The sequence below is a fragment of the Bradyrhizobium sp. KZN70725 genome (genome assembly GCF_055264925.1).
In genome coordinates, this window is sequence record NZ_JBUYWT010000007.1 from 180,046 (window position 1) to 202,829 (window position 22,784).

The 22,784-nt window shown below is 65.7% G+C and carries 23 protein-coding genes; 15 read left to right on the top strand and 8 right to left on the bottom strand.

What is annotated here, in order from left to right:
• Positions 1-13 precede the first annotated feature (13 nt).
• Together ACZBJS_RS09545 and ACZBJS_RS09550 are read left to right on the top strand one after the other, a co-directional pair.
• Complete coding sequence (locus tag ACZBJS_RS09545; RefSeq protein WP_316395755.1) at positions 14-583, top strand: glycosyltransferase family protein; 570 nt, start codon at positions 14-16, stop codon at positions 581-583.
• Positions 584-628: 45 nt separating this feature from the next.
• Positions 629-1,570, top strand: a complete 942-nt coding sequence (locus tag ACZBJS_RS09550) for a bifunctional helix-turn-helix transcriptional regulator/GNAT family N-acetyltransferase (RefSeq protein ID WP_076830312.1) — start codon at positions 629-631, stop codon at positions 1,568-1,570.
• Between the two features lie 124 nt (positions 1,571-1,694).
• Here ACZBJS_RS09550 and moaB read toward each other — a convergent pair whose 3' ends face one another.
• The 3 genes from moaB to ACZBJS_RS09565 form a co-directional block, all read right to left on the bottom strand.
• Positions 1,695-2,258, bottom strand: coding sequence for a molybdenum cofactor biosynthesis protein B (moaB, locus tag ACZBJS_RS09555; protein ID WP_316395756.1), 564 nt, complete (start codon positions 2,256-2,258; stop codon positions 1,695-1,697).
• Positions 2,259-2,442: 184 nt separating this feature from the next.
• Positions 2,443-3,381, bottom strand: coding sequence for a KPN_02809 family neutral zinc metallopeptidase (gene ypfJ, locus ACZBJS_RS09560; RefSeq protein WP_057016999.1), 939 nt, complete (start codon positions 3,379-3,381; stop codon positions 2,443-2,445).
• Between the two features lie 70 nt (positions 3,382-3,451).
• Complete coding sequence (locus ACZBJS_RS09565) at positions 3,452-3,655, bottom strand: hypothetical protein (RefSeq protein WP_156436184.1); 204 nt, start codon at positions 3,653-3,655, stop codon at positions 3,452-3,454.
• A 108-nt stretch (positions 3,656-3,763) separates the two neighbouring features.
• On the opposite strand from ACZBJS_RS09565, the gene ACZBJS_RS09570 reads away from it, so the two are divergent.
• The 3 genes from ACZBJS_RS09570 (at position 3,764) to ACZBJS_RS09580 (ending at position 6,234) form a co-directional block, all read left to right on the top strand.
• The gene (locus tag ACZBJS_RS09570) at positions 3,764-4,897 is read left to right on the top strand and encodes a site-specific DNA-methyltransferase (RefSeq protein ID WP_057016998.1); all 1,134 of its coding nucleotides are present in this window, start codon (positions 3,764-3,766) and stop codon (positions 4,895-4,897) included.
• Positions 4,898-5,084: 187 nt separating this feature from the next.
• Positions 5,085-5,411 carry a hypothetical protein gene (locus ACZBJS_RS09575; protein ID WP_057016997.1) on the top strand — a complete coding sequence of 109 codons (327 nt, stop codon included), beginning with the start codon at positions 5,085-5,087 and terminating at the stop codon, positions 5,409-5,411.
• Between the two features lie 136 nt (positions 5,412-5,547).
• Positions 5,548-6,234 (top strand): glutathione S-transferase family protein, encoded by a 687-nt coding sequence (locus ACZBJS_RS09580; RefSeq protein ID WP_028334792.1) that lies wholly within the window; start codon positions 5,548-5,550, stop codon positions 6,232-6,234.
• Between the two features lie 78 nt (positions 6,235-6,312).
• Here the strand turns inward: ACZBJS_RS09580 and ACZBJS_RS09585 are convergent, their stop codons facing one another.
• Entirely contained in the window at positions 6,313-6,735 is a 423-nt protein-coding gene (locus ACZBJS_RS09585) for a nuclear transport factor 2 family protein (RefSeq protein ID WP_057016996.1), read from the bottom strand.
• A 151-nt stretch (positions 6,736-6,886) separates the two neighbouring features.
• On the opposite strand from ACZBJS_RS09585, the gene ACZBJS_RS09590 reads away from it, so the two are divergent.
• Positions 6,887-7,801 (top strand): LysR family transcriptional regulator, encoded by a 915-nt coding sequence (locus ACZBJS_RS09590; protein WP_316395757.1) that lies wholly within the window; start codon positions 6,887-6,889, stop codon positions 7,799-7,801.
• 165 nt (positions 7,802-7,966) lie between these two features.
• On the opposite strand, the gene ACZBJS_RS09595 is transcribed toward ACZBJS_RS09590, so the two are convergent.
• On the bottom strand, positions 7,967-8,584 hold the full coding sequence (locus tag ACZBJS_RS09595; RefSeq protein WP_316395758.1) for a glutathione S-transferase family protein: 618 nt from the start codon (positions 8,582-8,584) through the stop codon (positions 7,967-7,969).
• Between the two features lie 170 nt (positions 8,585-8,754).
• Here ACZBJS_RS09595 and ACZBJS_RS09600 point away from each other — a divergent pair, with 170 nt between their 5' ends.
• Entirely contained in the window at positions 8,755-10,020 is a 1,266-nt protein-coding gene (locus ACZBJS_RS09600; protein ID WP_316395759.1) for a flavin-dependent oxidoreductase, read from the top strand.
• Positions 10,021-10,172: 152 nt separating this feature from the next.
• Here the strand turns inward: ACZBJS_RS09600 and ACZBJS_RS09605 are convergent, their stop codons facing one another.
• Both ACZBJS_RS09605 and mutY read right to left on the bottom strand, forming a co-directional pair.
• Complete coding sequence (locus tag ACZBJS_RS09605) at positions 10,173-10,592, bottom strand: PaaI family thioesterase (RefSeq protein ID WP_253625576.1); 420 nt, start codon at positions 10,590-10,592, stop codon at positions 10,173-10,175.
• A 147-nt stretch (positions 10,593-10,739) separates the two neighbouring features.
• A complete protein-coding gene (gene mutY / locus ACZBJS_RS09610) occupies positions 10,740-11,831 on the bottom strand; it encodes an A/G-specific adenine glycosylase (protein WP_076830294.1) in 1,092 nt (363 codons plus the stop codon).
• 142 nt (positions 11,832-11,973) lie between these two features.
• On the opposite strand from mutY, the gene ACZBJS_RS09615 reads away from it, so the two are divergent.
• The 8 genes from ACZBJS_RS09615 (at position 11,974) to ACZBJS_RS09650 (ending at position 21,976) form a co-directional block, all read left to right on the top strand.
• Positions 11,974-12,453: a DUF721 domain-containing protein gene (locus ACZBJS_RS09615; protein WP_316395761.1), complete on the top strand. Its 480-nt coding sequence runs from the start codon at positions 11,974-11,976 to the stop codon at positions 12,451-12,453.
• A 122-nt stretch (positions 12,454-12,575) separates the two neighbouring features.
• Positions 12,576-13,232, top strand: a complete 657-nt coding sequence (locus ACZBJS_RS09620) for a DsbA family protein (protein WP_076830481.1) — start codon at positions 12,576-12,578, stop codon at positions 13,230-13,232.
• Between the two features lie 334 nt (positions 13,233-13,566).
• Positions 13,567-17,031 carry a chromosome segregation protein SMC gene (smc, locus tag ACZBJS_RS09625; RefSeq protein WP_316395762.1) on the top strand — a complete coding sequence of 1,155 codons (3,465 nt, stop codon included), beginning with the start codon at positions 13,567-13,569 and terminating at the stop codon, positions 17,029-17,031.
• A gap of 152 nt (positions 17,032-17,183) precedes the next feature.
• Positions 17,184-18,179, top strand: coding sequence for a small ribosomal subunit Rsm22 family protein (locus ACZBJS_RS09630; RefSeq protein ID WP_316395763.1), 996 nt, complete (start codon positions 17,184-17,186; stop codon positions 18,177-18,179).
• 215 nt (positions 18,180-18,394) lie between these two features.
• Positions 18,395-18,955, top strand: a complete 561-nt coding sequence (locus tag ACZBJS_RS09635; RefSeq protein ID WP_016839704.1) for a LemA family protein — start codon at positions 18,395-18,397, stop codon at positions 18,953-18,955.
• Between the two features lie 167 nt (positions 18,956-19,122).
• Positions 19,123-20,340 carry a M48 family metalloprotease gene (locus ACZBJS_RS09640; RefSeq protein ID WP_168855842.1) on the top strand — a complete coding sequence of 406 codons (1,218 nt, stop codon included), beginning with the start codon at positions 19,123-19,125 and terminating at the stop codon, positions 20,338-20,340.
• 163 nt (positions 20,341-20,503) lie between these two features.
• Positions 20,504-21,247, top strand: coding sequence for a P-loop NTPase family protein (locus ACZBJS_RS09645; RefSeq protein ID WP_016839706.1), 744 nt, complete (start codon positions 20,504-20,506; stop codon positions 21,245-21,247).
• A gap of 60 nt (positions 21,248-21,307) precedes the next feature.
• Positions 21,308-21,976, top strand: a complete 669-nt coding sequence (locus tag ACZBJS_RS09650; protein ID WP_057016987.1) for a P-loop NTPase family protein — start codon at positions 21,308-21,310, stop codon at positions 21,974-21,976.
• A gap of 157 nt (positions 21,977-22,133) precedes the next feature.
• Here the strand turns inward: ACZBJS_RS09650 and ACZBJS_RS09655 are convergent, their stop codons facing one another.
• Positions 22,134-22,673: an adenine phosphoribosyltransferase gene (locus tag ACZBJS_RS09655; RefSeq protein WP_018273383.1), complete on the bottom strand. Its 540-nt coding sequence runs from the start codon at positions 22,671-22,673 to the stop codon at positions 22,134-22,136.
• Positions 22,674-22,784: the final 111 nt, after the last annotated feature.

The window sequence follows — 22,784 nt, forward strand, 5'->3', positions numbered from 1 at the left end:
AAGCCTCAAAATCATGCTGAGCGTGATCATTCCAACCGACGGCGTCGAGCGCACCGCGGTCGTAACATTGGCGGCGCTGGTGCCGGGCGCGGCCGCGGGCGTCATCCGCGAAGTGCTGCTGGTCGACCGCAGCCACAGCGATGTGATGGAGCGCGTCGCCGACGTCGCCGGCTGCCGCTTCCTGCGCTTCGAGGGCACGCGCGCCGCCGCGCTTGCGGCAGGCGCGCGGCAGGCGCGGTCGCCCTGGCTGATGTTCCTGCATCCGGGCGCCGTGCTCGATGCCGGCTGGATCGAGGAAACCACCCAGTTCATCCAGATGGTGGCGGCCAGCGGCAAGGACCGCGCCGGCATCTTCCGCTACGCCCGCGCACCCTACACCGACCCGGGCCTGCGCGACGGCCTCAAATTCGTTGCCCGGATGATCACCGGGCCCTCGGCCGAACAGGGCCTTTTGATCGCGCGCGAGCATTACGAGCGGATCGGCGGCTACCGGCCCGATGCCCGCCGCTCCGAGGCGCGCCTGCTGCGCCGGCTCGGCCGTTCCTCCCGCACCATGCTGCGGAGCCGGATCATGGTGGCCTGAACAAAGCGCTTGCGGATTATTTGATTCCGTCAAATAGTATGCTTGATGAAATCAAACTTCCATGACACCACGCTCGAGAGCCAGGTCGCCGCGGTCCGCGGCTTCAGCCGGTTCTATACCCGCAAGCTCGGCATCATCGAGCCGAAGCTGTTGCACTCACCATTCACGCTGCAGGAAGCGCGGATCATCTACGAGCTCGCGCACCGCGAAAATTGCACCGCAACCGATCTGGTGCGCGATCTCGACCTCGATGCCGGCTTCGTCAGCCGCACGCTGGCGGCGCTGCAAAGGCGCCAGATCGTGACGCGGAAGCCATCGAAGGCCGACAAGCGCGTCAACGAGGTGGCCCTCACCGCCAAGGGCCGCACTGCTGCCGCCGATCTCGACTGCCGCTCGCGCAGCGAGGTCGGGACGCTATTGAAGCAGATGGACGGCGACCGTCGCGCCGCGGTGGTGCGCGCCATGGGCACGATCGAGCAATCGCTGGAGCCGCCGGCCGAGAAACCGGTCGGCTTCCTGCTGCGCAGCCATCGCGTCGGCGACATGGGTTGGGTCGTCTCGCGGCAGGGACAAGCCTACGCGGAGGAGTATGGCTGGGACATTAGCTACGAGGCATTGGTGGCCGAGATCTGCGCGCAGTTTCTGCGATCGTTCGATCCGGCGCGCGAGCATTGCTGGATCGCGGAGGTCGACGGCGAGCCGGTCGGCTCGGTCTTCCTGGTCGACGGCGGCGACGGGGTCGCCAAGCTGCGCCTGCTGCTGGTGGAAGAAAAGGCGCGCGGGCTCGGCGTCGGCCGCGCACTGGTCGAGCAATGCATCCGCGCCGCGCGCGAGAAGGGTTACAAGAAGATGACGCTGTGGACCCAGAGCATCCTGGTCGCCGCGCGCGGCATCTACGCCCGTGCCGGCTTCGAGCGGGTCAAGGAAGAAAAGCACCACAGCTTTGGCGTCGACCTAGTCGGCGAGACCTGGGAGCTGGAGTTGTAGGGCTCTTTACCTCTCTTTACCCTCCGGCGTCATTCCGGGGCGATGCGCAGCATCGAACCCGGCATCTCGCGCCACAATCTCTGGATTCCGGGTTCGCGCTTCGCACGCCCCGGAATGAGGGAGGCTAAGCGCTCGCGCCTTTCGCCTTCGGGCGGCGCAGATGTTCATCCAGCCGCGGCATGATCTCGACGAAATTGCAGGGGCGCGTGCGGTAGTCGAGTTGCGCCGCCAAAATGCCGTCCCAGCCGTCGCGGCAGGCGCCGGGCGAGCCGGGCAGGCAGAAGACGAAGGTCGCGCCCGCAACGCCAGCGGTGGCGCGGCTCTGGACAGTCGACGCCCCGATCTTGGCGTGGCTCAGCATGTGGAAGGCGATCGAAAAGCCGTCCATCCGCTTCTCGAACAATGGCTCGACCGCCTCCGGCGTCACGTCGCGGCCGGTGAAGCCGGTGCCGCCGGTGGTGATGACGGCATCGACAGCGGGATCGGCGATCCAGCGCCGGATCACGGCTCTGATCGCCTCGACATCGTCGGTGACGATCTCGCGCGCCGCGAGCTTGTGGCCGGCCGCGGTGAGACGGTCGGCCAGCGTGGTGCCCGACTTGTCATCCGCCAGCGAGCGGGTGTCGGAAATCGTCAGTACCGCGATATTGAGCGGGATGAATGATTTGGATTCGTCGAGTGAGGACATTTGCACCTCTTTCCATCCCGCTGACGACATCCTGAGGTGCTCGCCTCGCGGTGCACTTGCATCACTGGGCGAGCACCTCAGGATGGGCCACGGGCTCCGTCATCCTTCGAGGCTCGCCAACAGGCGAACATATCCCGAGTGAGCGCGTTCGCGCTCATCCGGGGATGACGCTACCGGCACACGGCTACAAGCTACCGCCGAACGTGTTGCAGGCCTGCACGGTGCCCTGCTGGTAGCCCCTCATGAACCACTCCTTGCGCTGCGCGGCGGAGCCGTGGGTGAAGGAATCAGGCACCACCCTGCCCGTCGCCTGCCGCTGCAGCGTGTCGTCGCCGATCGCGTTCGCGGTGGTCAGCGCGGCGTCGATGTCGCCGGCCTCGAGGAAGCCCGGCCGCTTCTTCTCCTCGCGGTTGACCCAGACGCCGGAAAGGCAATCGGCCTGCAGCTCGACCTTGACCTGCAGCGCGTTGGCCTCGGCCTTGCTGCCGGCCTGCTGCTGCAGCCGATTCACGCGCGGAATGATGCCGAGCAGGTTCTGGATGTGATGGCCGGCCTCATGCGCGATGATATAGGCCGCGGTGAACTTGCAGGCGTTGCCCGAGCAGCCGCGGAAGCGCGTCTCGACCTCGCGGAAGAAGCCGGTGTCGAGGAAGATGGTCTTGTCCGGCGGGCAGTAGAACGGTCCCATCGCCGACTGCGCCATGCCGCAGCGGCCGCCATTCGTGGCATTGCGGAACAGCACGATCTTCGGACCGGTGTAGGTCTGCCCGCTGGCCTTGAAGATCTCGCTCCAGCGATCGTCGATCTCACCCAGGATGCCGGCGATCATGCTGCCCATCTCGTCGGTCGGGGCGCCGCGCTTGGCCTGGCCGCCTGACGACTGCCGGTCGGTCTGGTAGGTCGGCGCCTGGCCGCCGCCGGTGAGAATCTCGGCGCCGCCGATCAGGATGCGCGGGTCGATGCCGAAGGCATAGCCGAGCAAGCCGAGCACGATGATGGTGCCGATGCCGAGCCCGCCACCACCCATCGGAACGCCGAAGCCGCCACCGCCCCCTCCGCCCATCCCGCCTTCATCGCGACGATCTTCGATGTCGTCGCTGCGGCGGAAATCATCATAGCGCATGGTGGTTTCCCTTCATTCCAGTCGGCGACCCGACGCGGGACACTCCAACTTAAAATTTCCATTCTGTTAATCAATATCCTGCCCGGCAATAATTGCCTAGTCCGGAAGAGGCGCATCCCTTGCGGTGCAAACGGTTGCCAATGAGCGCAAATTTACCGCGCGAATCGTGCCGGTTTGATGATCCGCAAATTTTTTCGCCGAACGCGCTGATGTTGCAGCACAACGCCGGTGGCATCGCGACGTGCCGCGCAAAAGATGCTGCAATCTTTTGCATGAAGATTTCCAATTAAGTCGATTTTTACTTTGCCGGGTCAATGTGACGCCAGTCGGTTGTTTAGTCCCGCGTCGCCGACAGCGTCGCCTGAGTCAGAGTTCTTGAGTCATGGTAGTGTCGCGTCGCGGGGCGTCTGCAAGGGCGCCCCGCACTAAATTTGAGAGTGCCCCATCGAGCCACATCGTCATTGGCGATTGCGTGGCCGAATTGTCGAAGCTTCAGGCCGGCTCGGTCGACCTGGTCTTCGCGGATCCTCCCTACAATCTGCAGCTCAAGGGCGACCTCAAGCGCCCCGATGAGTCGCATGTCGATGCCGTCAACGACGACTGGGACAAGTTCTCGTCGTTCGCCGCCTACGACGATTTCACCCGCGCCTGGCTGCTGGCCTGCCGCCGCGTGATGAAGCCGTCGGCAACGCTGTGGGTGATCGGCTCCTATCACAACATCTTCCGCGTCGGCGCGATCATGCAGGACCTCGGCTTCTGGCTCCTGAACGACATCGTGTGGCGCAAGTCCAATCCGATGCCGAACTTCCGCGGCCGCCGCTTCACCAATGCGCACGAGACCATGATCTGGGCCGCGCGCGACGAGAAGGCCAAGGGCTACACCTTCAATTACGAAGCGCTGAAGGCGTCCAATGAGGACGTGCAGGCACGCTCCGACTGGCTGATCCCGCTGTGCACCGGCGAGGAGCGCCTCAAGGACGGCGACGGCAAGAAGGTGCATCCGACGCAGAAGCCCGAGCAGCTGCTCGCCCGCGTGTTGCTGTCGTCCTCGAAGCCCGGCGATCTCGTGATCGATCCGTTCAACGGCACCGGCACCACCGGCGCCGTCGCCAAGCGCCTCGGCCGCAGCTATATCGGCTTCGAGCGCGACAAGGCCTATGCCGCCGCCGCCGAGGCGCGCATCGCCGCGATCGAGCCGCTGCCGGAAGCAACGCTGGCGCCGTTCATGACCGCGCGCGAGGCACCGCGGGTGGCGTTCTCCGAACTGATCGAACGCGGCATGATCGTGCCGGGCGCCAGGCTGGTCGACGCCAAGAAGCGCCACGGCGCCCTGGTGCGCGCCGATGGCGCCATCATGCTCGGCGACAAGGTCGGCTCGATCCACCGCATCGGCGCGGTCGCGCAGGGCTCCGGCGCCTGCAACGGCTGGACCTTCTGGCACGTCGAGACCAAGAGCGGCCTGCGGCTGATCGACGAGCTGCGCGCCGAGATCCGCTCCGAGATGGCGGCGGGCTGAGGCAAGCCGACTAATCTTCCTCGTCATTCCGGGCTCGCCGCTTCCCGGCGCCCTCAGATGCGCAATTGCGCACCGGGGAATGACACGTTGGGAAAGATGACGCCGTCTTGAATGCGGCCCGCCTTGTTGCGCCGCGACGGCGGGACTAGATTCGGTCCCACCACTTGCCGCTTCGACTGGTCGCCCGATGCGCAGACAATCCGAGACATTGCTGCTGGTGCCGCTGCTGCCGGTCTTCCTGCTCGGCATGTTTCCGATGCTGCTGATCGGCCTGCTCGGATTCTTCGGCCTGATCATTTTCGGCATCCTGCTCGTCTGCGTCGGCCTGACGCTCGCCCTCGAGGCGCATGGCGAGTTCAATGAAGAGATCATCGTCCATGGCTACGCGCGGGGATCAGAACGCGCGGCGCAGGTCTCCCATTTGCGTGCTGCGACCCGCTCCGCCGCCGCGCTGGACGTCGCGGGCATCGCGCTGGTCGTCGCGGGTATCCTGGGCTTCTTTTGGGCCGGCTGACCAGCGCGCCACGCGACCCTGATTCACAAACTCGTCGCTTGCGCCGCGGCGTGAAATTTGCGCAAGAGGAGCCGGTCTGCGGCCTTCCCCGCCGCGTCGCGATCTCGCCGGCTACAAGAACCAAGGGAGTCCCTTCATGATCAAATTCTATTTCAATGGTGCGCCGAACCCGAACAAGGTCGCGCTGTTCCTCGAAGAGTCCGGCCTGCCGTTCGAGGCGATCCCGGTCGATACCCGCAAGGGCGAGCAGTTCGCGCCGGAATTCCTCAAGGTCAACCCGAACGGCAAGGTGCCGGCGATCGACGATGACGGCGTGCTGGTGTTCGATTCGAACGCGATCCTGCTCTACCTCGCCGAGGAGCACGGCAAGTTCCTGCCCGCCAATACGCCGGCCAATCGCGCCGCGACGCTGTCCTGGCTGATGTTCATCGCGACCGGCCTCGGCCCCTATTCCGGCCAGGCCGTGCACTTCAAGCACTTCGCGCCGAAGGATCTCGACTACGCCAACAACCGCTACCAGTACGAGGCGCACCGCCATTACAAGATCCTCGACGATCACCTGGCGAAACAGCGCTACATGGTCGGCGACAGCTACACGATCGTCGACATGGCGTTCTGGGGCTGGGCGCGGATGGCGGCGTTCATCCTCGGCGAGGAAGGCTACGCCAAATATCCGAACGTCAAGCGGCTGGTCGACGAGATCTCGGCGCGGCCGGCGGCGGCGCGCGCGATCGCGCTGAAGGACAAGCACACCTTCAAGGCCGAGATGGACGACGCGGCGCGCGACATCATGTTCGGCCACCTCAAGTCCAAGGTGGCGTAAGCCAATCCACACGACGGCAAGACGACGGCGCCCGGATGGGCGCCGTCTTCGTTTGTGCCGCCCGTTAGCGGCGGACCGCTACGCCGGAAACGCGCCGAGCGCCTTCTCGGTCAGGACCGAGTCGCAATATTCCCGCACCTCCTTGATCCGACCACCGTCGAAACGGAACACCAGGCAATAGTCGTTGTCGTAGCGCTGACCTTGCTTGGTGAGGTTGTCGCCCTTGGCCTCGATCACGACGATGTCGCCGTCGGCGATGATGCGATGGGCGACGGTGCGGCCGCGCTCGACCAGTTTCGAGCGGACATGGCCGTGCAGATCGTTGATGATCGACTGCTTGCCGGTGAACGTACGCGACCAGGAATATTGCCCGGTCACGGTCCAGATCGCGTCGTCGGCAAGCGTTGCCATGAACAGCGAGTTCTCGCGCACCGCAGGATCGGGACTGCCTGCGATCACGAACATCTCCTGCACCAGTTTCTTGTTGTCGGCTGCGCTCATGGCGCGTCTCCTTGCGATTGATAGACCCTGATTTCAGGCGTTTCCTCACGCGATGCGGTCTTCGGCTCTCGTGAAAAACGCCTTGCCCGCAATCCTGCGGCGCCTGCGCGCATTCTTCCAATCGATAGGTAGTATGATATATATTCACTCGATGAATTTGAATTCGCTTGACCTCAATCTGCTGGTCGCGCTCGACGCCCTGCTGCGCGAAGCCAATGTCAGCCGCGCGGCGATGCGGCTCAATCTGTCGCAACCGGCGACCAGCCACGCGCTGCAGCGGCTGCGCGACCTGATCGGCGATCCGCTTTTGGTGCGCACCGGCGCGCGGATGGAGCTGACGCCGCGGGCGCAGGCATTGCGCTCGCCGCTGGCCCATGCGCTCGACCAGGTGCGCGCGCTGTTCGTCTCCGACGATTTCGACGCCGCGCGCAGCGACCGGCACTTTCGCCTGATGATGCCCGACCTCGCGGTCGAGCTCCTGATGCCGCCGCTGATGGAGAAGGTGACGCAGATCGCGCCGAACGTCACCATCGACGTGGTGCCGTGGCGGGGACCTGCGATCTTCACGCCCGAATTCGCCCGCACCATCGATCTCGTGATCTCGATCGGCGACTCCTTCAAGGGCTTTCACCGCCAGCGGCTCTACACCGACAGCGATGCACTCGCGGTGCGGCGCGGCCACGGCGTCGGCACGAAGCTGAAGAATTGCGAGGCCTTCCTCGCCGCGCGCCATGTCGCCGTGATCATCCGCGGCCAGAACGAGGACCTGATCGACAGCTGGCTGCGCGCCAAGGGCATCGAGCGGCGGATCGCGCTGGTGGTGCCGGGTTATATCGAGGCGCTGCACGTCACCGCGCGCACCGACCTCGTCGCCTTTGTGCCGCGCCGGCTGATCTCGGCGCTGTCGAAGCAATTGTCGTTGATGACGGTGACGCCGCCGCTCGATCCAGGGATCGACGAGCAGCACATGTTCTATCCGACAAGGGCGCAGATGGATCCGGGCTCGCTCTGGCTGCGCAAGCTGATGCTGGAGACCGGACGCGAGTTGGAGACGGGGAAGGTGTAGCCCAGCTCTCTCCACACGTCGTCCCGGCGAAGGCCGGGACCCATAACCACAGGGTTGCGTTGTGAGAGTGAGCTGCGGCCCCGGCGTCGCGTAACAACGATCGTTGGTGGTTATGGGTCCCGGGTCGCGCTGCGCTTGCCCGGGACGACACCGAATTTTTGGGCCTTACGCCCTCTGCTCCGCCAGCACCTTCTGCACCGCCGGGCGGCCCTCCATCGCCGCGCGATGCGCCTTCACCTTGGGCAGCGTTGCGATGTCGACGCCGTCGCCGTCGAGCCACAGGGTCAGCGTGTAGAGATAGGCATCGCCGACGGTGTAGTTCTCGCCCATCACCCACGGGCCCTTCAGCATGTCGCGCTCGATCAGGTTGAAGCAGGCGCCCATGGTCTTCGGCACCATCGCCTTCATGTCGGCGAACGACGTCTCCTGCGTCGCCCAGCGCGGACCGCGCATCTTGTGGGCGTGACAGATATGGACCGTCGAGCACAGATAGGAGTTGAAGGCCTGCAGCCTGGCGAATTCGAAGGCGTCGTCGGGCGCGAGCTTCGCCTGCGGAAAGCTCTGCGCGATATAGGCCAGCATCGCCGGCGTCTCGGTCAGCACGCCGCGATCGGTCACCAAAGTGGGCACGCGGCCCTTCGGATTGATCTTCAGGTATTCCGGGCTGTTCTGCTGGTTGGTCTTGAAGTCGATCTTCTCGGTCGTGTAGGGCGCGCCGGCCTCGGCCAGCGCGATGTGGGACGCGAGCGCGCAGGTGCCGGGGGCAAAATAGAACTTGAGCATGTTGCTGTCCTCTCCGAGCCTTGTCGGTTCGTTGCGAACGCGGCTCTGGTTCTTGTTCTGACGGCGCGGAGGTTAGCGGCAGCCCCCTTGGCCGTCCACCCCGCGCGCCGCGGACCTTGCCCGCGGCGGTGCCGTCGTGCGATGACCATGGCCAATTGAGAGGATTTTTTATGACTGTGCTCATTGCAGGTGGCGGAATTGGCGGGCTGACGCTGGCGCTCAGCCTGCACCAGATCGGCGTGCCGGCCCGCGTCTTCGAGAGCGTGCCCGAGCTGCGGCCGCTCGGCGTCGGCATCAACGTGCTGCCGCATGCGGTGCGCGAACTGATCGAGCTCGGCCTGCACGATGTGCTCGACGCTTCTGCGGTGCGCACCCGCGAGCTCGCCTATTTCTCAAAGCACGGCAAGCCGATCTGGAGCGAGCCGCGCGGGCTCGAGGCCGGCTATAAATGGCCGCAATTCTCGATCCATCGCGGCCGGCTGCAACAGCTGCTGCTCGATGCCGCGACCGAACGGCTGGGGGCTGCGAACATTCTCACCAGCCATCACCTCACCGGCTGGACCGAGACCGCCGACGGCGTCCGCGCCGATTTCATCGATCGCGCCACCGGCAAGCCCGCCGGCAGCTATGACGGCGTGGTGCTGATCGCCGCCGACGGCATCCATTCGGCGGTGCGCGAGAAGCTCTATCCGCAGGAGGGGCCGCCGATCTGGAACGGCCGCATCCTGTGGCGCGGCATCACCCGCGGCGATGCCTTCCTGACCGGCCGCACCATGATCATGGCCGGCCACGAGATCCTGAAATTCGTCTGCTACCCGATCTCGAAGGAGGCAGGCCCCGACGGCAAGTTCGACATCAACTGGGTCGCCGAGCGACACATGCCGCCGACCTATCAATGGCGCCGCGAGGACTACAACCGGACCGCAAAGCTCGACGAGTTCCTGCCGTGGTTCGAGAGCTGGAATTTCGACTGGCTCGATGTCCCCGGCCTGATCCGGAACTGTCCGCATGCCTACGAATATCCGCTGGTCGATCGCGATCCGATCCCGCAATGGACCTTTGGCCGCGTCACGCTGATGGGCGATGCCGCGCATCCGATGTATCCGATCGGCTCCAACGGCGCCTCGCAGGCGATCCTGGATGCGCGCGTGCTGACGCGCGAGATTCTGGCGCATGGCCCGACGCAGGCGGCACTCGCGGCCTATGAGGCCGAGCGGCGGCCTGCGACCGCGGACCTCGTGATGCTGAATCGCCGCAACGGCCCGGAGCAGGTGATGCAGCTGGTCGAGGAGCGCGCGCCTGACGGCTTCAAGGTCGTCACCGACGTGCTGTCGCAGCAGGAGCTGGAAGACATCGCCGCCAACTACAAGCGCGTCGCCGGTTTCCAGGTCGAGGGACTGAACGCCAAGCCGCCGATCGTGCAGCGGGCAGGCTGAGTTGTAGCGCGGCGCACTATGTATCACCGTCACCCTGAGGAGCCGCGAAGCGGCGTCTCGAAGGGTGCACGGCCCGGCCGGTGGCCATGCATGCTTCGAGACTCGCTCCGCTCGCACCTCAGCATGACGGACTTACCAATGCAGGCGCGGCTTCATCGCAGCGCGCGCGCCGCCTCCACCAGGCGGATGCTGCTGCTCGCGGTCGCGAGCAGTGTGCCGTCGGCGGCGCTCAGCTTTCCCTCGACGAAGGCGATGGTCTTGCCGAGTTGCGTCACCGTCGCCTCGCCGGTGATCGGCCCGGGTTTTGCCGGCGCCAGGAAATTCACGGTCATCGTGATGGTCGTGGTGAAGAGCCGGCCCTCGGTCATCACGAACACCGCCGGCCCCATCGTATCGTCGAGCATCGCCGAGAGCATGCCGCCCTGGATAAAGCCGGCCGGATTGCAAAACTCCGGCTTGCCGTCGAACACGATCCTGATCCAGCCCTCCTGCGGACGGGCGTCGACCACGTGCCAACCCAGTAGCTTTGCGACGGGCGGCATCGGAATGCGGTCGAGTGCGGTTACGATCATGGCGGCCTCCGGTTTCCGGAGGTGATAGCGAAGCCCTGCTGCCAGCATGGTGTCAGCAGGTCAGAGCATGATCCGGAAAAGTGGGAACCGGTTTTCCGAAAAAATCATGCTCAAAAAAATGAGCCGATGATGTGATTCATCGCATCGTCAGAGATCGAGCCCATGCGCGATGACCTTGCGCATCACGTTCGGAAACGCCTCGCCGTCCAGCGTCGCCACCGGCACCCAGCGCATGCCATCCGGCGCGCGGCTCCGCGGCGGCACGCTGGCAGTGTAGACGACGAGCTCCAGCGGGAAGTGCGTGAACACGTGGGTGACAACGCCCGCCTTGCGGTGCCAGCGCGTGACGCCCTTCAGGTCCGGCGCTTGCGCCAGCGCCGCCGCGTCCTCCTGCTCGGCCAGCCATTGCGATCCCGGCACCTCGGTCATGCCGCCGAGCAGGCCTTTCTCCGCGCGCGAGCGCACCAGAAGCTCGCCGCCGCGCGTCACCACGAAGGCCGCGCCGCGGCGCAAGATGCCGCTCTTCTTCGGTGCCTTGCGCGGGAACGTTTCCTGATCGCCGCGCGTGCGCGCCGCGCAGTCGTCATTCAGCGGACACAATGCGCAGGCCGGCTTCTTCGGCGTGCAGATCGTCGCGCCCAAATCCATCAGCGCCTGAGCACTGTCGCCGGCGCGGGACGGGCCGAGCAATGTCGCCGCCATCTCTTTGATCAGCGGCTTGGCCTGCGGCAGCGCCTCCTCGATGGCGTAGAGCCGACTGACCACGCGCTCGATGTTGCCGTCCACCGGCATGGTGCGGCGGTCGAAGGCGATGGCGGCGATCGCGGCCGCGGTGTACGGCCCGATGCCGGGCAGCGCGCGCAGGCCCTCCTCGGTGTCCGGAAACACCCCGCCGTGGTCGCCCATCACCGCGACCGCGCAGGCGTGCAAATTGCGCGCCCGCGAATAATAGCCGAGCCCGGCCCACATCCTCAGGACGTCGTCGAGCGAGGCACGCCCAAGCGCGGTCACGTCGGGCCAGCGCGACACGAATTTCTCGAAATAGGGCCCGACCGCCCGTACCGTGGTCTGCTGCAGCATGATCTCCGACAGCCAGACGCGATACGGATCGGCCCGCTCCCCCGCCACCGCGCGCCACGGCAACGTCCGGCGATGCCGGTCATACCAGGCGAGCAGACGCGCCGGGCGGTCGGCCTGCTGATCGGTCGATTTGATTTTGGCGGCAGCGCGAGAACTCATGAACGCATCTTAAGCCACATCTCGCCATGTCATGCCCGCGCTTGACCCGGGCATCCACGTCTTTCTTCGCCCGGCACGAAAAACGCCGCCACAATGATGAACACGGTTTCAGCCACATCACCACCACTGCTATAACCCTCCCATGTCCAGACCCGGCCCGATCAGCGCCAAGCCCCTGTCGATCCTGCTCAGCGATGTCTTCACCGACGCCTATGCCAAGCAGGGCTTTGCCGCGCGCGAATTGGTGACGCGCTGGACCGAGATCGCGGGCGAGCGGATCGCGGCCTATTGCGAGCCGCTGAAGATGCAGTGGCCGCGGCCGGTGGAGGGACAGCCGCAGGAGCCGGCGACGCTGGTGCTGCGGGTCGAAGGGCCGATGGCGCTGGAGATCCAGCACTCCTCCGAAGTCATCCTGGAACGGGTGAACCGCTTCTTCGGCTGGCATGCGGTCGGCCGCCTGACCATCCGACAGGCGCCGCTCTCGCGCCGCAGCCGCCCGGTACGGCCGCGCCCGCCGGACGCCAAAACCGTGGCCCGGGAGGCGGCCAACCTTGCGGCCGTCGAGGACGACGATCTGCGCGCGGCGCTGGCCCGTTTGGGTGCCTCGATCAAGCGAAATTGACGCTTTTCGGCAGGCCCGCCGCAAGACCGCGGCATTGCCACAATGGCCGTTTCAAGCTAGCGAAGGCTTCTTTTTCGGGACCCCTTCATTGTGGCGTGAATGCGCCAATCCGGGAGCTGACCTTGATCATCACGCGCCGCGCCTTCACCACCGCTCTCTCGCTGACCGGGCTTGCCGCCCTCGCCGGCCTGTCGCCGCTGCGCCTGATCACCGACGCGTTCGCGCAGACCGCCGCCGAGGTCGCCAAGCCGCAGTCGCTGCCGGACATGGGGCTCGGCCCGCAGGACGCCAAGGTAACCATCATCGAATACGCCTCGATGACCTGCCCGCACTGCGCCAATTTCAACGAGACCGTGTTCCCGAAGATCAAGTCGACCTACATCGACCCCGGCAAGGTCCGCTACGTGTTCCGCGAATTCCCGCTCGACATCAAGGCCGCCGCCGGCTCGATGCTGGCGCGCTGTATCGCCAAGGACGACGCGCCGAAGTATTTTGCCGTGATCGACCTGTTGTTCCGCCAGCAGAACGACTGGGTGGTGAAGAACACCACCGAGACACTGACCCGGATCGGCAAGCAGGCCGGCCTCACCCAGCAGCAGGTCGAGGACTGCCTGAAGGATCAGAAGCTGCTCGACAAGATCGCGGCCGACCAGAAATACGCCAACGAGGTGCTGAAGGTGAACTCGACGCCGACCTTCTTCGTCAACGGCGAGATGCTAAAGGGCGAGACCTCGTTCGAGGAATTCAGCAAGCACATCGATCCGCTGCTGAAGAGCTGATCGGGAGCCCGCGAACCTGACGTCTTCGTGGCTCGCTTTCGAGTCGAGGCACGATAATTGTGGATGATTTGCGATCACGGCACGCAGCCGTCGCATCATTTGGTTGTTGAAAACCTGATTCGCGCGATGCGAATCATCGAGGACATGCAAGGGCCATAAAACCCTGCAAATCCCTTGGGAAAAGCTTGCTCAAGCGGTTGCCCTGACGCGCTCGCATCGCCATTGTCGCCGCTCATGAGAGCTGCACGCAGCAACTCACCCACACACCGACATTGCCTTCCATGGTATTGTCACGGCAGGGAGATTCGCGCCCGGCCAAACGAGATTTGTGTACATGAAGCTCACGCGCCTCCGCCTGCACGGTTTCAAGTCGTTCGTTGAACCCACCGATTTCATGATCGAGCCGGGCCTGACCGGCGTCGTCGGACCGAATGGCTGCGGCAAATCCAATCTCGTCGAAGCGCTGCGCTGGGCGATGGGCGAGACCTCGCACAAGTCGCTGCGCGCCGCCGACATGGACGCGGTGATCTTCGCCGGTTCCGGCAACCGTCCGGCACGCAATCACGCCGAAGTCGTGATGACGATCGACAATTCCGATCGCTCGGCGCCGGCCGCGGTGAACGACAGCCAGCTCTTGGAAATCTCCCGCCGCATCGAGCGCGAAGCCGGCTCAGTCTACCGCATCAACGGCCGCGATGTCCGTGCAAGAGATGTGCAGATCCTGTTCGCCGACGCCGCCACCGGCGCGCGGTCGCCGGCGCTGGTCCACCAGGGCAAGATCGGCGAGATCATCCAGGCCAAGCCCGAGCAGCGCCGCCGCGTGCTGGAAGACGCCGCCGGCGTGGCCGGCCTGCATGCCCGCCGCCACGAGGCGGAACTGCGGCTGAAGGCGGCCGAAACCAACCTCACCCGCGTCGAGGACGTGATCGGCCAGCTCACAGGCCAGATGGAAGGCCTGAAGAAGCAGGCGCGCCAGGCGATCCGCTACCGCGAGGTCGCGGCCAAGGTGCGCAAGTCCGAAGCCATGCTGTTCCATCTGCGCTGGATCGAGGCCAATGCCGACGTCAACGACGCCGCGCAGACCCATGATATCTCCGTGCGCGAGATGGCCGAGCGCACCCGCGAGCAGGCCGAATCCGCCCGCATCCAGGCGATCCGCGCCGCCGAATTGCCGGCGCTGCGCGATGCCGAAGCGCGCGCCGCCGCCGGCCTGCAGCGCCTGACCAACACGCGCGAGATGCTCGACCGCGAGGAGCAGCGCGCCAAGGAGCGCGTCGGCGAGCTCGATCGCCGTCTCACCCAATTCGCCCAGGACATCGCGCGCGAGCAGCAGCAGACCTCCGATGCCGACATCGCGCTGCAGCGGCTCGACACCGAAGACGCAGAGCTGAAGGAAGAGATCAAGTCGCGCGTCGAGAAGCGCTCCGGCGTCGACGAGCGCGTCGCTGAGGCCGAGGAGATCCTGGCCGCGACCGAGCGCCAGTTCTCCGAGCTGACCACGCAGCTCGCCGATCTCACCGCCAAGCGCAATCAGCTCGAAGCCGGCGTGCGCACGCATCGCGACCGCTTGGCGCGGCTCGATCAGGAGATCGCCAACGTCCAGGCCGAGGAATCCAAGCTCGCGCAGGAGACCGGCAATCTCGGCGACATCGACGCGCTGGCCGCCGCCATGGAGATGGCGCAGCAGACCCTTGCCGAGTCCGAGGCCGCCGTGCAGACCAGCGAGGCGCATCACGCCGCCGCGCGGCAGACGCTGGAAGCCTCGCGCAATCCGCTCACCGAAGCCGAGAAGCGCGTGCAGCGGCTCGAGACGGAAGCCCGCACCATCTCCAAGCTCGTCACCAGCGAGACCAAGAATCTGTGGCCGCCGATCATCGACGGCATCACCGTCGCCAAGGGCTATGAAAAGGCGATCGGCGCCGTGCTTGGCGACGACCTCGATGCGCCGGTGGATTCCTCGGCGCCGATGCGCTGGACCAATATAGGCGTGGCCGGCGAAGATCCGGCGCTGCCGGATGGCGTCGAGCGGCTGGCCGACCATGTCCAGGCGCCGCCGGAACTGGCGCGCCGCCTGGCCCAGATCGGCGTCGTCGCCAAGGAACGCGGCGCGGCGCTGGTGTCGCAGCTGAAGACCGGCCAGCGGCTGGTGTCGCTCGAAGGCGACGTCTGGCGCTGGGACGGCTTCGTCGCCGACGCGCATGCCCCGACCGGCGCCGCCCGCCGTCTTGCCGAGCGCGCCCGTCTTGTCGACATCGAGCACGAGCTGGAACAGGCCCGCATCGATGCCTCCAACAAGCGCCAGGCGCTGGAGACGGCTGAAGAGGAATTGCGCTCGGCGTCCGCCGCCGAGGGTGCCTCGCGCGAAGCCGTCCGCGCCGCCCGCCGCGAGGCCGACGCCGCGCGCGAACGTCATGCCGCCACCGAGCGCGAGATCAACCGCCACGCCGCACGCAAATCGGCGCTGACCGAGGCGCACAGCCGCGTCGCCGCCGACCGCGCCGAGGCCGAAGCCGCATATGAGAGCGCGGCTGCCGCGCTCGCCGAACTGCCGCCGGGTGTCGAGACCGAGGCCCAGCTCGCCGCGGTTCGCGCCGAGATCGACAACCAGCGCCGGGCCGCGGCACAAGTCCGCGCCGAGGCGCAGGCGCTGGCCCGCGAGGCCGAGCTCGCCGACCGCCGCGTGCAGGCGATCGTTGCCGAGCGCAACGAGTGGCAGAACCGCAAGACCAGCGCCGCTTCGCAGGTCGAGACCGTCGAGGCGCGCATCGCCGAAGTGTCGGCCGAGCGCGAGGAGCTCGCCAATGCGCCCGAAGTCTTCGCCGAGAAGCGCAGCGCGCTGATCACGGAGATCGAGCACGCCGAGGGCGATCGCCGCATCGCCGCCGACGCGCTGGCGACCGCGGAAGCCGCGATGGCGGAAACCGATCGCCTCGCCAAGGCCTCGCTCGAAGCGCTGTCCTCATCCCGCGAAGCTACCGCGCGCGCCGAGGAGCGTATGGAAGGCACCCGCCGCCGCCTCGCCGACATCGAGCGCGAGATCCACGACATGCTCGAGGTCGAGCCCAGCGCGGTCGTCGGCATGGCCGAGATCGAACCCGGCCAGGAGCTGCCGCCGGTCACGCAGGTCGAGGAAGAGCTCGAAAAGCTGCGCCGCGACCGCGAGCGGCTCGGCGCCGTCAATTTGCGTGCCGAGGAAGAGCTCAAGGAAGTCGAGACCCAGCACACCGCGCTGACCACCGAACGCGACGATCTGGTCGAAGCGATCAAGCGGCTGCGCCAGGGCATCCAGAGCCTCAACCGCGAGGCGCGCGAGCGCCTGCTGACCTCGTTCGAGACCGTTAACAACCACTTCAAGCGGCTGTTCACCGAGCTGTTCGGCGGCGGCGAAGCCGCGCTGCATCTGATCGAGAGCGACGATCCGCTCGAGGCCGGCCTCGAGATCATCGCCAAGCCGCCCGGCAAGAAGCCGCAGACGCTCTCGCTGCTCTCGGGCGGTGAGCAGGCGCTGACGGCGCTCGCGCTGATCTTCGCGGTGTTTCTGACCAACCCGTCGCCGATCTGCGTGCTGGACGAGGTCGACGCGCCGCTCGACGACCACAACGTCGAACGGTTCTGCACCCTGCTGAACGAGATGACCGGCTCGACCGAGACACGCTTCATCATCATCACGCACAATCCGATCACGATGGCGCGGATGAACCGGCTGTTCGGTGTCACCATGGCCGAGCGCGGCGTGTCGCAGCTGGTGTCGGTCGACCTGCAGGGCGCGGTGGACATCCTCGACCAGAACGTGGCTTAGGCGTAGCACCTACGCGTCGACGTCATTTTCTGGATACCCGCGCCTCCGCATCGTCATTGCGAGGAGCGATAGCGACGAAGCAATCCATGCCTCAGCACGCGGCGCTATGGATTGCTTCGCTCCGCTCGCAATGACGTGGGATAGTCCGTCACATGACCTCACCCGATCTCCCCGCCGAACTGCGCGCAGCCCTCAACGCCAGGCTCGAAGGCCTGTCGCGCAGCGACGCCGCCGGCCGCGCGGCGGTGATCTCGCAGACCTATCGCGAGGGCGGCGGCTCCTCGACGATCAGGACGGAGACCGATGCGCTGGCCTATGCGCTGGCGCGGATGCCGGCGACCTATGCCGCCGTCGCAGCGAGCCTCAACGCCCTGACGGAGATCAGGCCGGACCTCGCGCCGGCGCGCCTGCTCGATGTCGGTGCCGGTCCGGGGACCGTGACCTGGGCCGCCGCGGAAGCGTTAACGTCGCTGCGGGACTTCACCCTACTTGATGCCAACGGCGCGTTGCGGACGCTCGCCGAGGAGCTGTTTCACGGCAGCATTCGCCTGCACGACGCCAGCTATCAACTCGGCGAGGCGCGCGCCCTGCTCGACAAGGCCGAGCCCGCCGACCTCGTCGTCGCCAGCTACATGATCGGCGAACTCGGCGATGCCGAGCGCGGGGCGCTGGCCGATGCGCTGTGGTCGAAGACCAGCGATACGCTACTGGTCGTCGAGCCCGGTACGCCCGCCGGCTACGCGCGGATCATCGCACTCCGCGCGCGATTGATCGCTGCCGGCGCGCATGTCGTGGCCCCCTGCCCGCATGACAGCGGCTGTCCGCTGGTCGCGCCCGATTGGTGCCACTTCTCGCAGCGCCTGCAGCGCTCGCGCGCGCACAAGCAGCTCAAGGGCGCCGACGTCCCGTTCGAGGACGAGCGCTTCGCCTATGTCGCGCTGAGCCGCGCGCGCGTTGAGAACAGGCCATCGCGCGTGCTGCTGCAGCCGGACGTCGGCAAGGTCGAGATCGCGGCGAAACTGTGCACGCCCGAGGGCGTATCGGTTGCGCGGATCCCGCGCCGCGCCAGAGCCGAATACGCAAGCGCCCGGCGCTGGCGCTGGGGCGATGCGGTATCTCGTCGTCCCGGCCTTCGCCGGGACCCATAACCACCGAAGTTTGTTGTGAGTGAAGCCGTCGCCGCTTGTGCCCCTACCACGGGCCGCGGCGCATGGGTCCCGGCCTTCGCCGCGACGACGGAATATGTTGAACCGATGTCGGCCAACCTTCGACTAACGCTTGCCCACCTTTCCGCGGCGGGCTGCCCTGCGCCCCGATCTTGGGCTACGGTGCCGCCGTCTCGTCCATCAGGAGCTGCCCCGTCATGTCGACCAGCTGGATCGTTATCGGCGTCATCGTGCTTCTCGTGCTGTTTGCATTCGGCGCCTACAACCGCCTCGTGGCGCTCAGCCAGCGGGTCGGACAGGCCTTTGCCGACATCGACGTGCAGCTCAAGCAGCGTCACGACCTGATCCCGAACCTAGTCGAGACGGTGAAGGGTTATGCCGCACATGAGCGCGGCACGCTCGACGACGTCATCAAGGCGCGCAATTCGGCGATGTCGGCGCAGGGCCCGGCCCAGGTCTCGGCGGCGGAAAACCAGCTCTCCGGCGCGCTCGGCCGGCTGATCGCGCTGTCGGAGGCCTATCCGGACCTCAAGGCCAACGCCAATTTCCAGCAGCTCGCCTCCGAGCTCTCCGATCTCGAGAACAAGATCGCCGCCAGCCGCCGCTTCTTCAACAACGCGGTCCAGGAATACAACACCGGCATCCAGCAGATGCCGGCCGCGCTGTTCGCCGGCATGTTCGGCTTCACCCGCAAGGATTTCTTCGACCTCGGCGCCAGCCGCACGGAGGTCGAGGCGGCGCCGAGCGTGAAGTTCTGATTACTTCCTTCGAGATGACGCCCCTTCGGTCATTCCGGGGCGATGCAACGCATCGAACCCGGAATCTCATCTCACTCACTAATCTCGAGATTCCACAAAGCGCAATTGCGCATTGGGGTTCGCGCGTGCCGCGCGCCCCGGAATGACGGTGAGAGCGGACGCGCACCATGGCCGCCTATGGTCTCTACACGCATATCGCATCGAACAAGTTTCGTTCGATGCTGCTGCTTGCCGGCCTGTTCCTGCTGATCTACGTGCTGGTCTATGCCGGCGCGCTGGTCGCGGAGGTGATGATCGATAGCGGCCGCACCGTCGACTACTACCTAACGCGGGCCTCGCGCGACCTGGTCTCGGCCTTCCCCTGGGCGACGATCGCGGCAGCGACCTGGATCGTGATCGCCTATTTCTTCCACCAGAAGATGATCGATGCCGTCACCGGCGGCGAGAGCGTGACGCGGCAGCAAGAGCCGCGGCTCTACAATCTCCTGGAAAATCTCTGCATCTCGCGCGGCATCCCGATGCCGAAGCTGAAGGTGATGGACAGCCCGGCGCTGAATGCGTTCGCGACCGGACTGAACCGGAGTCAATACGCTATCACCGTCACCACCGGCCTGTTGAAGGCGCTGAACGATAAGGAGATCGAGGCCGTGCTCGGCCACGAGCTCACCCATATCAAAAACGGCGACGTGCAGCTGATGGTGATCGCGGTGATCATCGCCGGCGTGGTCGGCTTCTTCGGCGAGCTGTTCTTCCGCCTGTTCACGAACCTGTCGTGGAACTCGAGCGGCGGCGGAGGCGGCTGGTCGTCTTCATCCTCTCGCTCCTCGTCATCCTCCTCGGACCGCGACAGCAAGGGCTCGGGCGGCGGCGCGATCATCGTGATCATCATCGCGGTCGCGCTGATCTTGCTGGCCTGGCTGCTGTCGCAGGTGGTCAAGCTCGCACTGTCGCGCTCGCGCGAATTCCTCGCCGATGCCGGATCGGTTGAGCTGACCAAGAACCCCGACGCGATGATCTCGGCGCTGCGCAAGATCGAGAACCGCGGCGAGCTGCCGGACGCCACCTCGGCGGTGATGGAACTCTGCGTCGACAATCCGCGCGAGGGGTTTGCCGACCTGTTCGCCACCCATCCTTCGGTGAAGTCCCGGGTCGATGCCCTGGTGAAATACGCCGGCGGCCACGATCCCGGACCGCTGGCGCTGTCGGACGAGACGGAGCCGCAGGATGAGCCGCCCGCGGCGGGCGACCAGCCTCCGCCGGCGACCCATGGCCCATGGGGCGATGTGCCGCCGACACAGAAGAGCAATCCGCCAGCGCTGCCGGGCAACAACCCCACGCAGGGACCATTGGGTCCTCTCCAGGGCCCTTGGGGACGACACCGCTAATCGCGCCCTAGCCTACTCAGTCCATTAAGGAAATTCCCACCAAACCCATCGTGGGCGCCTTAAGGAATTGAATTCTCCCTCGTTTCTGCCATGTTCGCGCCCAAAGCAGTGTGGGGACTTGCCGATCGCCATCGCGATCGGGAGCGCGCTTTAAGGGACTTCCATGGCAAAGCCGGTTGTGATCGTGGTGGGCGCCGACAAGGGCGGGGTCGGCAAGACCACCGTCTCGCGGACGCTCCTAGACTATTTCAGTGCCAATAACGTGCAGACCCGGGCGTTCGACACTGAATCGCCGCGCGGCACGCTGAAGCGCTTCCATCCTGACATCACCGAGATCGTCGACATGACGACGACCGCGGACCAGATGAAGATCTTCGACACGCTGAACTCGGGGCCCTCGGTTACCGTGATCGACGTCCGCGCCGGCCTGTTGTCGCCCGCGCTGGCCTCGCTGCGCGATATCGGCTTCCTCGACGCGGCGCGTTCCGGCCAGATCACCTTCGCCGTGTTCCATATCCTCGGCCCGTCGATCGCTTCGCTGGACGAGATCGCCGAAACCGCCAACTTCATGAGCGGCGCGAAATATTTCCTGGTGAAGAACTTCATCAACGACACCCAGTTCTTCCAGTGGGACCAGGCGACCTACAATTCCTACTTCCACCGCATCAAGGATGCCGTGGACCTGACCATCCCGAAGCTCAACGAAATGGCCTATGAGCAGGTCGAGGTCTCCTCGGTTCCGTTCCTGAAATTCGTCGCCAACAAGGGCATCAACGACGACGCCGCCAACTACTCCTTCGTGCTGCGCGGCTATGTCCGGCACTGGCTCGCCAATGTCTGGAGCGAGTACGACCGGATCAAGCTGACCGACCTGGTCGGCGCCAAGTCGGCCAAAGGCGAAAAATAGTCGGACCTTCGACCTTGATGGGGCTGGATTAGGCGAAAATTTGGCCTGATATAGCGGGCGATGTCGTCCACGCCCGTTTACATCATCTGCTCGCCCCGCCCGCAGGTCGGCAAGACGCTGATCGCGCGGCTGCTCGGCGAATTCCTGCTGCTCAAGAACGGCGACGTGGTCTGCTACGACATCAATCTGAAGGAGCCGTCGCTGCTCGACTACCTGCCGCGGATCACCGAAACCGCGGACGTGATCGACACCTACGGCAAGATGCAGCTGATGGACCGCGTCATCGTCAATGATGGCATCGGCAAAGTGATCGACCTCGGCTACCACGCCTTCGACGAATTCTTCAAAATGTGCGACGAGATCGGGCTGATGAAGGAGGCGCTGCGCCGTCGCGTCGCGCCGGTCATCCTGTACGTCGCCGATACCGACCGCGCCTCGGTGCGTGGCTACCAGACGCTGCTCGGCACGATCCCGCCGAACGCGCTGATCGTCATCGACAACGAATTCGTGGTGCGCGGCGAGCTGCCGCCGGTCATGACCGCCAGCCGGGTGTTGCGCTTCCGCGCGCTGCCTGTGTTCCTGAAGACCTATATCGACCGGCTGAACTTCTCCTTCACCGGCTATCTGCGCCAGGAAAAGGATTCATCGACCGAGCTGCATCAATGGATCCGGCGGAATTACACGACGTTCCGCGATCTCGAATTGAGCATGCTGCTGCAGCGGGGATGACTCTGCTCCCTCGCCCCGCTCTTGCGGGGAGAGGGTCAGGGTGAGGGGCTGGTTCCGCAAATTCGACCGAGATTGGAGTGCGCGGAGAGTCCCCTCACCCGGATCGCATCTTCGATGCGATCCGGCCTCTCCCCGCACGCGGGGCGAGGCTAAGAGATCAATGCCCCTCGAACGCCATCAGCGTGCGCACCGGAACGTCCATCGCGCGCAGCTTGGCCGCGCCGCCGAGGTCGGGCAGGTCGACGATGAAGCAGGCGGCGACCACATTGGCGCCGATCTGGCGCAGCAGCTTCACCGCGCCCTCCGCGGTGCCGCCGGTCGCGATCAGATCGTCGACCAGGATCACGCGCTCGCCGGGCTGCACGGCGTCGGCATGCATCTCCATCTCGTCGATGCCGTATTCAAGTGAGTAGGCAATCCGCACCGTGGTGTGCGGCAGCTTGCCCTTCTTGCGGATCGGCACGAAGCCGGCGGAGAGCTGATGCGCCACCGCGCCACCGAGGATGAAGCCGCGGGCCTCGATGCCGGCGACCTTGTCGACCTTCGCCCCCGCCCAGGGATGCACCAGCTCATCGACGGCCCGGCGGAAGGCGCGGGCATCCGCCAGCAGCGTCGTGATGTCGCGAAACAGGATGCCCTTCTTCGGGTAGTCCGGGATGGTGCGAACGGTCGCCTTGATGTCGTGGTCGAAGGTCATTGGTCTCGCTCTGAGGGTCATTCCGGGGCGATGCGAAGCATCGAACCTGGAATCTCGTCATTCCGGGTCTGGTGCTAACGCACCATCCCGGAATGACGATGGTTAAACTTA

Bases quoted from the DNA above. Each gene is read 5' to 3' on its own strand.
- ACZBJS_RS09645 (WP_016839706.1), top strand. From the start codon at position 20,504: ATGGCAAAGCCGGTTGTGATCGTGGTGGGCGCCGACAAGGGCGGGGTC.
- ACZBJS_RS09650 (WP_057016987.1), top strand. From the start codon at position 21,308: ATGTCGTCCACGCCCGTTTACATCATCTGCTCGCCCCGCCCGCAGGTC.
- ACZBJS_RS09630 (WP_316395763.1), top strand. From the start codon at position 17,184: ATGACCTCACCCGATCTCCCCGCCGAACTGCGCGCAGCCCTCAACGCC.
- mutY (WP_076830294.1), bottom strand. From the start codon at position 11,831: ATGAGTTCTCGCGCTGCCGCCAAAATCAAATCGACCGATCAGCAGGCC.
- ACZBJS_RS09635 (WP_016839704.1), top strand. From the start codon at position 18,395: ATGTCGACCAGCTGGATCGTTATCGGCGTCATCGTGCTTCTCGTGCTG.
- ACZBJS_RS09615 (WP_316395761.1), top strand. From the start codon at position 11,974: ATGTCCAGACCCGGCCCGATCAGCGCCAAGCCCCTGTCGATCCTGCTC.
- ACZBJS_RS09655 (WP_018273383.1), bottom strand. From the start codon at position 22,673: ATGACCTTCGACCACGACATCAAGGCGACCGTTCGCACCATCCCGGAC.
- moaB (WP_316395756.1), bottom strand. From the start codon at position 2,258: ATGTCCTCACTCGACGAATCCAAATCATTCATCCCGCTCAATATCGCG.
- ACZBJS_RS09585 (WP_057016996.1), bottom strand. From the start codon at position 6,735: ATGAGCGCAGCCGACAACAAGAAACTGGTGCAGGAGATGTTCGTGATC.
- ACZBJS_RS09640 (WP_168855842.1), top strand. From the start codon at position 19,123: ATGGCCGCCTATGGTCTCTACACGCATATCGCATCGAACAAGTTTCGT.
- smc (WP_316395762.1), top strand. From the start codon at position 13,567: ATGAAGCTCACGCGCCTCCGCCTGCACGGTTTCAAGTCGTTCGTTGAA.
- ACZBJS_RS09580 (WP_028334792.1), top strand. From the start codon at position 5,548: ATGATCAAATTCTATTTCAATGGTGCGCCGAACCCGAACAAGGTCGCG.
- ACZBJS_RS09605 (WP_253625576.1), bottom strand. From the start codon at position 10,592: ATGATCGTAACCGCACTCGACCGCATTCCGATGCCGCCCGTCGCAAAG.
- ypfJ (WP_057016999.1), bottom strand. From the start codon at position 3,381: ATGCGCTATGATGATTTCCGCCGCAGCGACGACATCGAAGATCGTCGC.
- ACZBJS_RS09575 (WP_057016997.1), top strand. From the start codon at position 5,085: ATGCGCAGACAATCCGAGACATTGCTGCTGGTGCCGCTGCTGCCGGTC.
- ACZBJS_RS09600 (WP_316395759.1), top strand. From the start codon at position 8,755: ATGACTGTGCTCATTGCAGGTGGCGGAATTGGCGGGCTGACGCTGGCG.
- ACZBJS_RS09590 (WP_316395757.1), top strand. From the start codon at position 6,887: ATGAATTTGAATTCGCTTGACCTCAATCTGCTGGTCGCGCTCGACGCC.
- ACZBJS_RS09545 (WP_316395755.1), top strand. From the start codon at position 14: ATGCTGAGCGTGATCATTCCAACCGACGGCGTCGAGCGCACCGCGGTC.
- ACZBJS_RS09565 (WP_156436184.1), bottom strand. From the start codon at position 3,655: ATGCAAAAGATTGCAGCATCTTTTGCGCGGCACGTCGCGATGCCACCG.
- ACZBJS_RS09595 (WP_316395758.1), bottom strand. From the start codon at position 8,584: ATGCTCAAGTTCTATTTTGCCCCCGGCACCTGCGCGCTCGCGTCCCAC.
- ACZBJS_RS09570 (WP_057016998.1), top strand. From the start codon at position 3,764: ATGGTAGTGTCGCGTCGCGGGGCGTCTGCAAGGGCGCCCCGCACTAAA.
- ACZBJS_RS09550 (WP_076830312.1), top strand. From the start codon at position 629: ATGAAATCAAACTTCCATGACACCACGCTCGAGAGCCAGGTCGCCGCG.